Below are 11,635 nucleotides of genomic sequence, written 5' to 3'. Positions count from 1 at the left end.
GGCGAGGCGAGCTTGCACGTCCCCATGTCACGCGGCCTGAATATCGCTGAGGAAGCTGTCGACCTCTCGCTTGACCGTCTGAGATTGCGTGGCCAGCTCGGAGGCCACGCTCTGGACCTGCCCGGCGGCATTGCCGGTCTCTCGGGCCGCGGCCAGCACCCGCGAGACGTTGGCCGAGACGTCTTCCGTGCCCCGTGCCGCCTCGCCGGCGTTGCGCGAGATCTCGGCCGTGGCCGCCGTCTGCTGCACCACGGTCGCGGCGATGGCGCCGCTGATCTCGTTGACGGTGGCGATCGTCCGGGCAATCTGCTGCATCGCCTCCGCGGCCTGCCCGGAGGCCATCTGGATCGCGGCGATCTGCCCGCCGATCTCCTCGGTGGCCCGCGCCGTCTGACCCGCCAGTTCCTTCACCTCTGACGCGACAACGGCAAAGCCGCGCCCCGACTCACCGGCACGCGCAGCCTCGATGGTGGCGTTGAGCGCCAGCAGGTTGGTCTGGCTCGCGATCCCCGAGATCATGCTCACGGCCGCGCCGATCTGCTCGGCGGCGGTACGCAGACTCACCATGGCGGCGTTGGTCGCCTCCGCCTCGTGGGCCGCAAGTCCGGCCACCTCGTTGGAGCGCAGCACCTGCCGCTCGATCTCCTGGAGGGAGGAGACCATCTCCTCGGCGGCCGCCGCCACGGTCTGAACGTTGGCCGAGGTCTGTTCGGCGGCCGAACTCGATGTCACCGCCTGGCTATTGGTATCATCAGCCACCCGGGTCATGGCCCGCGCGGTGGCATCGAGTTCGCTCGTGGCCGCCGTTACGATGTCGAGCGAGCCCGCGATCTTACGATGGAAGGCATGGACCAGTTCGTCCACCCGTTCGACCCGGTGCTGGCGGGCCTCCTGCTCGGCGGCCTGCGCCGCCTCCAGTTCGGCCCGGGCCACGGCGTTGTGGCGGAAGATGTCGATCGCCCGGGCCATGGCCCCCATCTCGTCGGTGGCGCTGCGGTAGGGCACCGTGACCTTCATGTCGCCGTCGGCCAATCGGGTCATCGCCCCGGTCATAACGGCGATCGGCCGGCCGACGCTGCGCGCGAGCAGGAAGGCCAGGATGCCGCCGAGGACCAGCGCCAGGACGATCAGGACGATCTCCACCCGCCTGACAGTCTTGACGGCCTCGCTGGCCTCCGCGTCCATCCGGTTGATGCCAGCCAGGATCCTGCCGCGCAGATCCGTGCCGACCTCGTCGATGGCCTCGACATGCGGCTTGATCCCGGTTTCGAATGCTGCGCGGGCAGCCTTCGCCGCCTGATCGAAGCTTTGAAAGCTGCCGAAGGCGGCGTCGAGCGCAGCCCGCAGAGCCGCGGCCTGCGGGCTGAACGGAGCGCCCCCCGGGGTCGCCTTGAACGCCTCGACGGCGGCGCGTGCTTCGTCCATGGAGCGGATGTAGGCCTCGAAGTCACGCGGATCGGATTTGATGGCGTAGCGCGCGGCTGCCAGACGCGCTTCGAGAACGACGGTCTCGACGCCTGCAGCCCGACTGAACATCCTCTCTTCGTTGCGTGCACGGACGTCCGCAACCAGCGTCTTCGTGAGGTGGGCGAGGCTGTTGCCGGCCTCGAACATGCGCGTCCTGGCCTCGACGAGCGCCGCACCCGTGGCCGTGAGGTGCTCGAGTTCGGGCTTCAGGGCTCGGGCATCGTCGCCAATCCTGGCGAAGAGCATGCGCCCGAGATCCGTTATGGCGCTGGCCGTGCCCTTCTCAGAACTCTCTTCGATCGTGCGGCGCGCCTGTTCCATGGCGGGAATCCGCTCGGGCTGCGGCATGAGCCGATACGTCTCGGCGAAGCCCCTGAGTCGCGCGGCGAGACCATCGACCGCGAGGATCGTCTGCGCAGTCCTGTAGAGGCGGCTGCGGACCTCGTAGCTGTCATCCAGTCGATCCTGTTGATAAATCGCGTACGCACCGATGATTGCCGCCGTCATTACAAGCAGAACGAATCCAGCGTATAATCGCGATCGTATCCCAATGTACATTTTAGATGCTCCCAAAGAGCACGCTGCCAAATTACCAACTTCAACAAAGTCAAGATATTGTGACATTACTGTGTCGTTCCAGATAAAACAATTTCAGGTCTTGTTTTAGAGCAAATCAAAAGAAGGCATATTTTTATGAACGCTCCAATGATCGTCGCGTCACAGGTGCTGAAAGATTGGTGTTGTCGCTCGAACACATCCGGCCGGCGACCAAGACACGATGATCGGGCAAACGCTTGGCCCGAAGCGTTTCAATCTCAACGTGCCAATGCGTTAGGCCAGCGAAGCGGGAGCCATGACTAATCAAGTCCTTGGGCGAAGACGTATCCTCGCGGAACTGAAACTCCGCTCATCCAATCGTGCTTTCGGGATAGCTTGCGAAACTTCGCGTGACGCGGTCCTGTCCGACCCTCGTGATGCGCGAACGGCTAGGCGCGGCTGGGCATCGAGCCGAGCTCCTGCCGATTCCCTCGATAGCTCGCGTGCGCACCGCACGGCTGGCTGTCCGTCCTGATGGCAGGCGGAGCGGCGGCTTCAGGACCGAGAGGGAGCGCCTCAGGCGGCGCGGTTCGCGAGCGCCTCGCGCATCATCGTGGCGACCATCCCGTTCTGGAGCTGGTCGCGCGGAACGAGCAGCGCGTCGGGGATCCGCGCAGAAGCTTCCGGCCCCACAGCCTCGACCGGATCGCTGGCGAGGATGATGCGCAGCGCCGGTCGCAACGCACGGGCCTCGACGGCGAGCTGCGCGCAGCAGAGGCCGCCCTGCAGCGCCGTATCCACCACGATCACGTCCACGGGCAGGCCGAGGGCGAGCACCGTCATCGCGTCCACGCCCCGATCACAGGCCGTGACCTGATACCCCAGCATCCGGACCTGCGCCGAGACCTCGTCGCGCCAGCGCTTGTTCCGGCCGACCACCAGAACCTGGATCCGGTAGCAGCCGCCCTTGGGACGCGTGCTGGAGGCAGTCTCGACGTCGGCTGGGGGCATTCCGCACTCGACTTCGCGCTGGCATTGCGATGCAGCATGCTAAGCTGGGAAGCAATCCACGCGCAAGCCCGCCGCCGTGATGGCGCCGCATTCGGCGCCGCCGTTGCACAAAGCCGATGCACCTGCGCAGCCTGACCATAGGCTGGGCACGGAGTTGACGCCCCGGGGTTCGCGTGGGCAACACCGGCACGCCGCGGAACCTGAGCCGCGCGCTGCCGGAGCCCGAGCCGATGTCGTCCGCGAAAGCCCCTCCCGTCTCCCCGCTGGCGCCCACCTCGATTCCCGAGCTGCCCCCCCTGCCGGGGGTGCGAATCGCCACCGCCCAGGCGGGGATCCGCTACAGCGGCCGCACCGACGTGCTCTACGTCTCCCTGGAACCCGGGACCCGGGCGGCGGGAGTGTTCACCCGCTCGAAATGCCCTTCGGCGCCGGTAGATTGGTGTCGGGAAGCCCTGGCGGACGGGTCCGCGCGAGCCCTCGTGGTCAATTCCGGCAACGCCAACGCCTTCACGGGCCGTCTCGGCCGCGATGCGGTGGCACGTACCGTCGAGATCGCCGCGCAGGCGGCGGGATGCGCCACGCGCGAGGTCTACGTCGCCTCGACCGGAGTGATCGGCGAGCCGCTTCCGGCGGAGCGATTCGAGGGCGTGCTGGCGGACTGCGCGGCCCGGGCCGAGGACGGGGCGGCCGCCTGGGCCGCGGCGGCCCGCGCAATCATGACCACCGACACCTTCCCGAAGCTCGCCACGCGCTCCGCCGAGATCGACAGCGTGCGCGTGACGATCAACGGCATCGCCAAGGGCGCCGGCATGATCGCCCCCGACATGGCTACGATGCTGTCCTTCGTCTTCACCGATGCGGCGCTGCCGCAGGACGTGCTCCAGGCGCTCCTGTCGGCGGGAACGAAGACGAGCTTCAACTGTGTGACCGTGGACGGCGACACCTCCACCTCCGACACGCTCATGCTGTTCGCCACCGCCAAGGCCGGAAATCCGGCGATCGGCGACCCCGCCGACCCGCGCCTCGCCGGCTTCCGGGAGGCGCTGGACGGCCTGCTGGTGGAGCTGGCCCAGCTCGTCGCCAAGGATGGCGAGGGCGCGCGCAAGTTCGTCACCGTGCGGGTCACGGGCGCCGAGAGCGACGCCTCCGCCCACCGCATCGCGATGTCCATCGCAAACTCGCCGCTGGTGAAGACCGCGGTGGCGGGCGAGGACGCCAATTGGGGCCGGGTCGTGATGGCCGTGGGCAAGGCCGGCGAGCCCGCCGACCGGGACCGGCTGGCGATCTGGTTCGGCGACGTGCGCGTCGCCGTCCAGGGTGCCCGCGATCCGACTTACAGCGAGGCGACGGCGAGCGCCGTGATGCGCGAGGCCGAGATCGGGATCCGGGTCGATCTCGGCCTCGGCGAGGGCTCGGCCCGCGTCTGGACCTGCGACCTGACCAAGGCCTACATCGAGATCAACGGGGATTACCGCTCGTGAAGGCGGCCTTCGTCGGCGCTCTCCTCGTCACGGCCCTGGCGACCCCGGCGCGGGCCGATGACGCGGCGTGCAAGCGCCACATCAGCGTCGTCGGGCGGGCCGCGGAGGCCCGGACGCCGGACTTCGCCGAGGTGACCCTGGGTATCGAGGCACGGGGCGCGACCGCGGCCGCCGCCCTCGACGCAGCTTCGAAGGCGGTGACCGGGGTCTCGGCACAGGCCCGCACCCTCGGGGTCCCGCCGGCCGATATCGGCACGGCCGCCGTCAGCCTGCAGACCGCCACACGCTCCGTCGCCCGGCCGGGCGGCGCCGTCACCGAGGAGCCCGACGGCTACCGCGCCAGCAACCTGGTCAGCGTCCGGCTCGCCGACATGGACCGGCTGGGCGACCTGCTCCGGCAGGCTCTCGATGCCGGAGCGAACCGGATCGACGGTGTGAGCTTCGGGATGCGCGATCCGGACAAGATCGAGTCCGCCCTCCAAGTCGCTGCGACTCGGGACGCGCGCGCGCGGGCCGAGGCGCTCGCAGAGGCGCTCGGTGCCAAGCTCGGCCCGCTCTGCACCCTGAGCACCACGGGCGCAGCCGCGTACCGCCCGGCGCTGGAGATGGCCCGCGCGGCCCCGATGACGGCCAAGGGCCGCCGGGTCCCGATCGAGGCGGGCACGATCCCGATGTCCGCCGAGGTCTCGGCCACCTTCGCGGTGGCGCCATGAGCGCGCCCGGAACCGCTCCCCTGCGCCTCCTCCTGGTGGTCGCGGTGGCCCTCGTCGACGTCGACGGCCGCGTGCTGGTGAGCGAGCGCCCGGCGGGCAAGCAGCTCGCCGGCCTGTGGGAGTTTCCCGGCGGCAAGGTCGAGCCCGGCGAGCGCCCGGAGCAGACCCTGATCCGGGAGCTCGCGGAGGAACTCGGCATCGCGGTCGAGGAGCCCTGCCTCGCACCGCTGACCTTCGCCAGCCACGCCTATCCGGATTTCCACCTTCTGATGCCGCTCTACGTCTGCCGGCGCTGGACGGGGACACCGCGGTCGATGGAGGGGCAAGCGCTCAGATGGGTCCGGCCCAGGGCGCTGCGCGACCTCGCGATGCCGCCCGCCGACGCGCCGCTGATCCCGTTCCTGATCGACCTGCTGGAGGTCTGATCCCGGTCACAGGGCCAGGATGCCCTCCACGACTTCCTGCACGTCGAGCGCCTCCGCGAACGTGGCGAGGTGGTGGGGCTCGCCGCGTGCCATCCGGACGACGCCTTCCAGCTGGCGCCGGAGGGTGATCGGCCGGAGCCGTTCGTTGGGAATCGCGCCGGGCTCCGGCTCGAAGCGCCCGTCGGCACCCCGACGCTCGGCGATGGCCCAGTCGCGCAGCCGGACGGCCCCGGCATCGCCCTCCAGCGTCCAGGTGTTGTGATCGTCAGCCTCGACGCCCCCGACCCGTCCGGTCAGGGTCACGGGGATCCCGCCGGCCGTGAGCGTCACGTCGACCGCCCGCTCGGACCGGCCCGGCTCCGGGAAGTCGATCCGGCCGGCCAACCCCTGGAGCGGGCCGAGCTGCCGGCGGGCCAGGAACAGGAAATGCGAGACCACCTCACGGGTGAACCCGCCTTCGGCCCGGGCGTCGAGCCAGCGCGCGGCATCGGCCTGCCAGGGTCGGGGCCACCGCGCGAACGCCACCGCGATGGTGAGCGTCCGTGGCGTGCCGATCGCGCCTGCGGCGATCCAGCCCTCGATCGTCGTCACGCCGGGCGACGAGGCGAACGGAAAATTGACCGCCCCGGCGCCCCCGGCTTCCGCCACGAAGGCGCGGGCATCGGCGCGGTCGATGGCCAGCGGCTTCTCGCAGAACACGCTCCGGCCGGCGGCCAGGGCGGCGCGGGCGTAGCCCAGATGCGAAGCGGGCGGCGAGGCGACGTAAACGCAATCGCTCGCCGAGACGACGGCGGCGGCATCGGCGACGCGGGGTACCGCCGGGAAGGCGGCGCCGATCCGGGCCAGGGCGTCCGGCGCCGGATCCCAGATCGCCGCGACGCGAACCGGGGAATCCGCCGCCCCGTGGATGGCGCCGAGCAGGCGCTCGCCCATGATCCCCGCGCCGATGATCCCGAGGGCGAGGGGGGCGTCGGAGGCAGGCATGAAGGGATCCGTGAAGGTTTGCGTCTGACGGGCCGCGCCGGTGGCCCCTCGGAGAGGCTTTAGGGGCACGGACCGACGCGGGAAAGGCCGCCCGACCCTTCAACCCCCGATGAAGGCGAGCCTCCGCTCGTTCCAGGCGCCGCCGTCGAGGGGGCAGCGGGGGCTGAAGTCCTCCGGCTGCCCGGTGACCCATCCTCGACATCGATCGACGCGCCAGCCTGCACCTAGGATCGGCAGGCTGGTCTGCCGAGGGTCGGGACACCGGTCAGGCCCGGCCCCGTCGGGCGTCGAAGCTGATCGGGCCAGCCCCGAAGGCCGCAACCTGGAGCAGGCCGCCCGCCATGGCCAGGTTCTTGAGGAAGTGGAACATCTGGTTCTGGTCGCCGAGGGCCGCGTGGAAGGTCACCGCGGTGGCCACCGCGAAGAGGGCGAGGGCCAGGGCGACGAGCCGGGTGCGATAGCCGGCGACGAGCAGCAGGCCCCCGACGACTTCCACGGTGGTCGCTGCCGCGTAGGCGACCGGCGGCAGCGGCAGGTGGGCGGCCTCGATGGTCGCGAGCGTCGCGGCGGGCGCGGCGAGCTTGCCGGCGCCGCTCACGAGGAAGATCGCGCTCATCAGGATCCGGCCGGTGACCGGCAGCAGGGCCGTCGGGCCGGACAGGGTCGAGGAAGTCATGGTGGTCATCCGTTCTGGCTTCTGTCTGAGAATCAGGCCGCTTCGGGGAGAGCGAGGCTGTGGAGCCAGCCTCGCGCCAGACTGACATCGACCTGCGACAGGCCGTGGCCACTAGGCAGGATCCGGTGCTCGACCCGCGCCCCGGAGGCGGCGAGTTGCTGCGCGAGACGAGCGGCATTCTCTGCCGGGACGATCGGATCCATGGACCCGGACAGGATCAGGACCGGCTTTCCGGCGAGATCCGCCGCCGGGGGCTCGGCGAACGGGACCATCGGGCGGATCAGCACGGCGCCCGCCAAACTCTCCGGCCGGAGCATCAGCAGCGACGCGGCGATGTTGGCACCGTTCGAGAAGCCCAGCGCGAGAGGTGCCCGGAGGCCGTACCGCGCCCGGGAGGCCATCACGAAGGCGGCGAGGTCGCCGGTGCGCCGACGCAGATCCGCCTCATCGAAGACGCCTTCCGCCAGCCGGCGGAAGAACCGCGGCATCCCGTTCTCGCTCACCGGGCCGCGCGGGGACAGCAGCGCAGCCTCCGGCGCGACCGACCGGCCGAGGGGCAGGAGATCGGACTCGTCTCCGCCGGTCCCATGGAGCAGCAGAAGCGGGTGCACGGTGTCCGCTCCGGGCTCGAAGCGGTGGATGAAGCCGAGGGTGTCCTGGGTCATGGCGACCTCGCTGGTGATCGGTGCGGATCCCGCCCCGCTCTACGCGGGGCGGGCGGGATGATCGTCCGGGTTCAGGCGACCTCGGGGAGTACGGCCTCGATCTCGGCCCGGTGCGGCTCAAGCCCGGCAGGGAGTTTCAGGGCCTGCCCGAGTTCCTCGATCGGCTCGTCGACCGCGAAGCCGGGCGCGTCCGTGGCGATCTCGAACAGCACCCCGCCGGGCTCGCGGAAGTAGATCGAGCGGAAATACTGCCGGTCGCGCTGCTCGGTGACGTGGAGACCCCGCGCCGCCAGCGCCCGGCCCATCGCGGCCTGCGCGGCATCGTCGGCTGCCCGGAACGCGATGTGGTGAACCGAGCCCGCCCCCGGCCGACCGGGCAGGAACCCGCCGACGGCCCGCAGGGTGACGAGGCCGCCGAGCGCGGCGCTGCCGGCGAAGCGGACCAGGTTGCCCTCGCGGCCGACCTCCTGCAGCCCCAGCACCTCCGTCAGGATCGCGGCCGTAGGCTCGGCCCTTTCGAGGAGCAGCGTCACCCCGTGCAGGCCGCGGATCGCGTGCTCGGCCGGCACTTCGCTCGAGGCCCAGCCCTCCGCGTCGCCGACATCGACGCCCACCAGGGCGAGCATCATGCCGTCCGGATCGCGGAAACGCAGGGTCGGCTCGCCGAAGACCTGGACCAGCGGCTCGTGTGCGACTCCCTTCTCGATCAGGCGGTGGGTCCACCAGCCGATCGAGGCGCGGGGCACCCGGAAGGCGGTTTCCTGGGTCTCGCCGATCCCGACGCGACCGGGCGCGGCGTGCTCGATGGGGAAGAAGGTCAGGATCGTGCCGGGCTGACCCGCGGCGTCACCGTAGTACAGGTGGTAGGTGCCCGGATCGTCGAAATTGACCGTCTTCTTGACCAGCCGCAACCCGAGGACGCGGGTGTGGAAGTCGAGGTTGCGCAGGGCCGGGCCGGAGAAGGCTGTGACGTGGTGGAGGCCAGTCTGAACCATGGCGATGTCTCCCTGAAGACCGCTGCGACGGGCAGCGCGTGTCCGATGCCGGGAATGTGCCCCTTGCCAAGTTTCGCGAAAATAGAAACGATGGAAACCTATCGTTTCCGGATTTGATCGATGCGGCTACCCGATTTCGAGGCCTGGGCGGTGTTCGCCAAGGTGGTGGAGACCGGCTCCTTCGGCCGGGCCGCCGAGGAACTCGGCCTGTCGAAGGCCACGGTGTCGAAGGCTGTCAGCCGGCTGGAGGTCCGGATCGGCGCGCGGCTATTCAACCGCACGTCCCGGAAGCTCGCGCTCACCGAGGCCGGTCAAGCCGCCAAGGACAGCGCGGCGCGCATCCTGGCGGAGGGCGAGGCGGCCGAGGCGCTCGCCACGGCGGGCGCCTCGGAGCCCCGCGGTCTGGTGCGGCTCGCCGCGCCGATGACCTTCGGCGTGATGCACGTGGCGCCGATCCTCCCGGCTTTCCTGCGGCTTTATCCGTCGGTGTCGGTGGACCTGCATCTGTCCGACGCGGTCGTCGACCTCGTCGGCGGCGGATTCGATATCGGGCTGCGCATCGCGGCGCTGCCCGATTCGTCGCTGCGGGCGCGGCGGCTCTGCGCGATCCGCCGCTCGCTGGTAGCCACGCCCGCCTACCTCGATCGGCATGGCCGCCCTGAGCATCCGGACGACCTCGCCCGCCATGCCTGCCTCGGCTATGCCTACCTGCCGACGCCCGATCGCTGGCGATTCGCGGATGGCGACGGTTCGGACGCCGTCGTGGTGCCGGCGGGGCCGCTCCGGGCGAACAACGCGGAGGCGCTGGCGCCGGCCCTGCGGGCGGGCCTGGGCCTCGCCCTGCAACCCGATTTCATGATCTGGGACGACCTTGAGGCCGGGCGGCTTGAAAGGGTCCTGCCGGCCTGGTCGCTGCCGCCCATCGCGCTGCATCTCGTCATGCCACCGGGCGATCCGCGGCCGGCGCGGGTGACGGCGCTGATCGCGTATCTCGGGCAGACACTCGCCCGAGCGCCCTGGGCCGATCCGCACGATCGGCAAACTCCGCCAACGGGATAGAGTGCTAATCAGAGACCGGCACGACAGTGCCCACTCTACAGACCCGGCTTCTTTCCCAACCTATGACAGTGTCGTCCGCGAATACGTGTACTATCGGCGCCCGGCGTGATTCGAGGTCGCGACGCCGGTCGCGCGGTTGGGCATCGAGCATGGCGCGTGGCGTGACAGAATGGTCGCGGCGCCATTGAACCTCAGGTTGTGCAAGGCAATCTGGCATTGGACACGCGCGCAATTCCAGGGCATGCCAACGCCGCGTATGAATGTATACCTTCCCGCTGAGGCGCTGATGTCCCCTGGGGTCCCGGAACTGCCTGCGCCCGACCGGCTGCGGCACAAGACCGTGGCTGCGGCTGTCGCAGACTCGCTGCGTCAGCAAATTCTGAACGGGGACCTGCCGGCCGGCGCGCAGCTCCGCCAGGACGCCCTGGCCGAGGCGTTCGGGATCAGCCGGATCCCGGTCCGCGAGGCCCTGCTGCAGCTGGAAGCCACCAATCTCGTGAAGATCATGCCGCACCGCGGCGCAGTGGTGACAGGACTGTCGCTGTTGGAGGTCGAGGATATCTTCCAGCTGCGCGTCCAGCTGGAGCCGCAATTGCTGCTGCTCTCGGCACCGCACCTGACGCCCGACGACCTCCGGAACCTCGACGTCGTCTCGAAGGAGTACGGCACGGCGCTGGAGACCGGACAGGTCCTTCGGTGGGGCGACCTGAACCGCCGTTTCCACCTCGACCTGCTTCGCCACGCCGATCGCCCGCGCTCGCTGAGCATCGTGTCCGGATTGCTGCAGGATTGCGAGCGCCCGACGCGCCTGCAGATCGGCACCTCCGAAGACGCGACCCGCGCCGTCCGCGAGCACGCGGAGATCCTGGCTCTGTGCGCAGCGCGCAAGGGCGAGGAGGCAGCAGCGTCCCTGCGCCACCACATCGAGCATATCGCCGACACCCTCACCACCCTCTACCGAGGGGCGCTGGCCAACGCCTGATCACCGTCAGCACGCCCCGCTCGGCGGCGCGAGCCCGGAGGAGGCCCCGTCAGTCCGACTTGGGCGCCCGACCGCCGATCCGCGCCGGCAGGCGGGTCAGGCGGTCCTTCATCTCCAGGACCTTCTGGACCTTCGCGCCGAGGCTGAGGAGCTGGACGAGGCGCTCGGTATCGAGGCGGCGCACGTCGGCGTACCAGCCGGCGAACAGTTCGAAGAGATCGTGCATCTCGGTGAGGCGCGCCTGGGCATGCCGCTCCTCCTCGGTGCCGGCTTCCTGCATGAGAAGTTCGCGCAGGAGGGTCAGCGTCGGATCGACCTCCCGCTTCTTGCGCTCTTCGACCAGGGTCCGGACGATCTGCCAGATGTCCTCGGGCGTCGTGAAGTAGTCGCGTCTGTCCCCCGGTCTGTGCTGGAGACGGACGAGATTCCAGGCCTGCAATTCCTTCAGGCCCATGCTGACGTTGGAGCGCGACACGCCGAGCCGCTCCACGATCTCATCGGCGTTGAGCGGCCGCTCGGCCACGAACAGCAGGGCGTAGATCTGCCCCACGGTCCGGTTGATGCCCCAGCGCGAACCCATCTCGCCGAAATGCAGCACGAAGGTCTGGACGAGCGGGGGCAGCTGCACGGCAAGGATCCC

12 protein-coding genes are annotated in these 11,635 nt (G+C 70.0%); 5 read left to right on the top strand and 7 right to left on the bottom strand.

Features of this window, described 5'->3' with window-relative positions:
• Window positions 1-27: 27 nt before the first annotated feature.
• A complete protein-coding gene (locus AC1DXK_RS10770; protein WP_477297725.1) occupies window positions 28-1,974 on the bottom strand; it encodes a methyl-accepting chemotaxis protein in 1,947 nt (648 codons plus the stop codon).
• A gap of 606 nt (window positions 1,975-2,580) precedes the next feature.
• Window positions 2,581-3,015, bottom strand: a complete 435-nt coding sequence (locus AC1DXK_RS10765) for a response regulator (RefSeq protein ID WP_457106878.1) — start codon at window positions 3,013-3,015, stop codon at window positions 2,581-2,583.
• A gap of 230 nt (window positions 3,016-3,245) precedes the next feature.
• Here AC1DXK_RS10765 and argJ point away from each other — a divergent pair, with 230 nt between their 5' ends.
• From argJ to AC1DXK_RS10750, 3 genes are read left to right on the top strand one after another with little or no spacing between them, the layout of a single operon-like run.
• Window positions 3,246-4,496: a bifunctional glutamate N-acetyltransferase/amino-acid acetyltransferase ArgJ gene (gene argJ, locus AC1DXK_RS10760; RefSeq protein WP_457106879.1), complete on the top strand. Its 1,251-nt coding sequence runs from the start codon at window positions 3,246-3,248 to the stop codon at window positions 4,494-4,496.
• Complete coding sequence (locus tag AC1DXK_RS10755; protein ID WP_477297722.1) at window positions 4,493-5,209, top strand: SIMPL domain-containing protein; 717 nt, start codon at window positions 4,493-4,495, stop codon at window positions 5,207-5,209. The genes argJ and AC1DXK_RS10755 overlap by 4 nt, the downstream gene beginning before the upstream one ends.
• Window positions 5,206-5,634, top strand: coding sequence for a (deoxy)nucleoside triphosphate pyrophosphohydrolase (locus AC1DXK_RS10750; protein ID WP_457106881.1), 429 nt, complete (start codon window positions 5,206-5,208; stop codon window positions 5,632-5,634). The genes AC1DXK_RS10755 and AC1DXK_RS10750 overlap by 4 nt, the downstream gene beginning before the upstream one ends.
• A 6-nt stretch (window positions 5,635-5,640) precedes the next feature.
• Here the strand turns inward: AC1DXK_RS10750 and AC1DXK_RS10745 are convergent, their stop codons facing one another.
• From AC1DXK_RS10745 to AC1DXK_RS10730, 4 genes are all read right to left on the bottom strand, one after another.
• A complete protein-coding gene (locus AC1DXK_RS10745; RefSeq protein WP_457106882.1) occupies window positions 5,641-6,618 on the bottom strand; it encodes a Gfo/Idh/MocA family protein in 978 nt (325 codons plus the stop codon).
• A 265-nt stretch (window positions 6,619-6,883) separates the two neighbouring features.
• A complete protein-coding gene (locus AC1DXK_RS10740; RefSeq protein ID WP_457106883.1) occupies window positions 6,884-7,294 on the bottom strand; it encodes a DoxX family protein in 411 nt (136 codons plus the stop codon).
• 32 nt (window positions 7,295-7,326) lie between these two features.
• Complete coding sequence (locus AC1DXK_RS10735) at window positions 7,327-7,959, bottom strand: alpha/beta hydrolase (RefSeq protein ID WP_457106884.1); 633 nt, start codon at window positions 7,957-7,959, stop codon at window positions 7,327-7,329.
• Window positions 7,960-8,030: 71 nt separating this feature from the next.
• Window positions 8,031-8,954 carry a ring-cleaving dioxygenase gene (locus tag AC1DXK_RS10730; RefSeq protein WP_457106885.1) on the bottom strand — a complete coding sequence of 308 codons (924 nt, stop codon included), beginning with the start codon at window positions 8,952-8,954 and terminating at the stop codon, window positions 8,031-8,033.
• A gap of 120 nt (window positions 8,955-9,074) precedes the next feature.
• On the opposite strand from AC1DXK_RS10730, the gene AC1DXK_RS10725 reads away from it, so the two are divergent.
• Both AC1DXK_RS10725 and AC1DXK_RS10720 read left to right on the top strand, forming a co-directional pair.
• Window positions 9,075-10,013 (top strand): LysR family transcriptional regulator, encoded by a 939-nt coding sequence (locus AC1DXK_RS10725; RefSeq protein WP_457106886.1) that lies wholly within the window; start codon window positions 9,075-9,077, stop codon window positions 10,011-10,013.
• A gap of 286 nt (window positions 10,014-10,299) precedes the next feature.
• Window positions 10,300-10,995 carry a GntR family transcriptional regulator gene (locus AC1DXK_RS10720; RefSeq protein ID WP_457106887.1) on the top strand — a complete coding sequence of 232 codons (696 nt, stop codon included), beginning with the start codon at window positions 10,300-10,302 and terminating at the stop codon, window positions 10,993-10,995.
• A 49-nt stretch (window positions 10,996-11,044) separates the two neighbouring features.
• Here the strand turns inward: AC1DXK_RS10720 and AC1DXK_RS10715 are convergent, their stop codons facing one another.
• Window positions 11,045-11,623, bottom strand: a complete 579-nt coding sequence (locus AC1DXK_RS10715) for a GbsR/MarR family transcriptional regulator (RefSeq protein ID WP_457106888.1) — start codon at window positions 11,621-11,623, stop codon at window positions 11,045-11,047.
• Window positions 11,624-11,635: the final 12 nt, after the last annotated feature.

It is taken from the genome of Methylobacterium sp. P3_A11, assembly GCF_056403155.1.
This window is presented reverse-complemented; position numbering and strand designations above follow the sequence as displayed.

Excerpts from the sequence above, each read along its gene's own strand:
- AC1DXK_RS10770 (WP_477297725.1), bottom strand. The coding sequence starts at position 1,974 with ATGACGGCGGCAATCATCGGTGCGTACGCGATTTATCAACAGGATCGA.
- AC1DXK_RS10765 (WP_457106878.1), bottom strand. The coding sequence starts at position 3,015 with ATGCCCCCAGCCGACGTCGAGACTGCCTCCAGCACGCGTCCCAAGGGC.
- argJ (WP_457106879.1), top strand. The coding sequence starts at position 3,246 with ATGTCGTCCGCGAAAGCCCCTCCCGTCTCCCCGCTGGCGCCCACCTCG.
- AC1DXK_RS10750 (WP_457106881.1), top strand. The coding sequence starts at position 5,206 with ATGAGCGCGCCCGGAACCGCTCCCCTGCGCCTCCTCCTGGTGGTCGCG.
- AC1DXK_RS10745 (WP_457106882.1), bottom strand. The coding sequence starts at position 6,618 with ATGCCTGCCTCCGACGCCCCCCTCGCCCTCGGGATCATCGGCGCGGGG.
- AC1DXK_RS10740 (WP_457106883.1), bottom strand. The coding sequence starts at position 7,294 with ATGACTTCCTCGACCCTGTCCGGCCCGACGGCCCTGCTGCCGGTCACC.
- AC1DXK_RS10735 (WP_457106884.1), bottom strand. The coding sequence starts at position 7,959 with ATGACCCAGGACACCCTCGGCTTCATCCACCGCTTCGAGCCCGGAGCG.
- AC1DXK_RS10730 (WP_457106885.1), bottom strand. The coding sequence starts at position 8,954 with ATGGTTCAGACTGGCCTCCACCACGTCACAGCCTTCTCCGGCCCGGCC.
- AC1DXK_RS10725 (WP_457106886.1), top strand. The coding sequence starts at position 9,075 with ATGCGGCTACCCGATTTCGAGGCCTGGGCGGTGTTCGCCAAGGTGGTG.
- AC1DXK_RS10720 (WP_457106887.1), top strand. The coding sequence starts at position 10,300 with ATGTCCCCTGGGGTCCCGGAACTGCCTGCGCCCGACCGGCTGCGGCAC.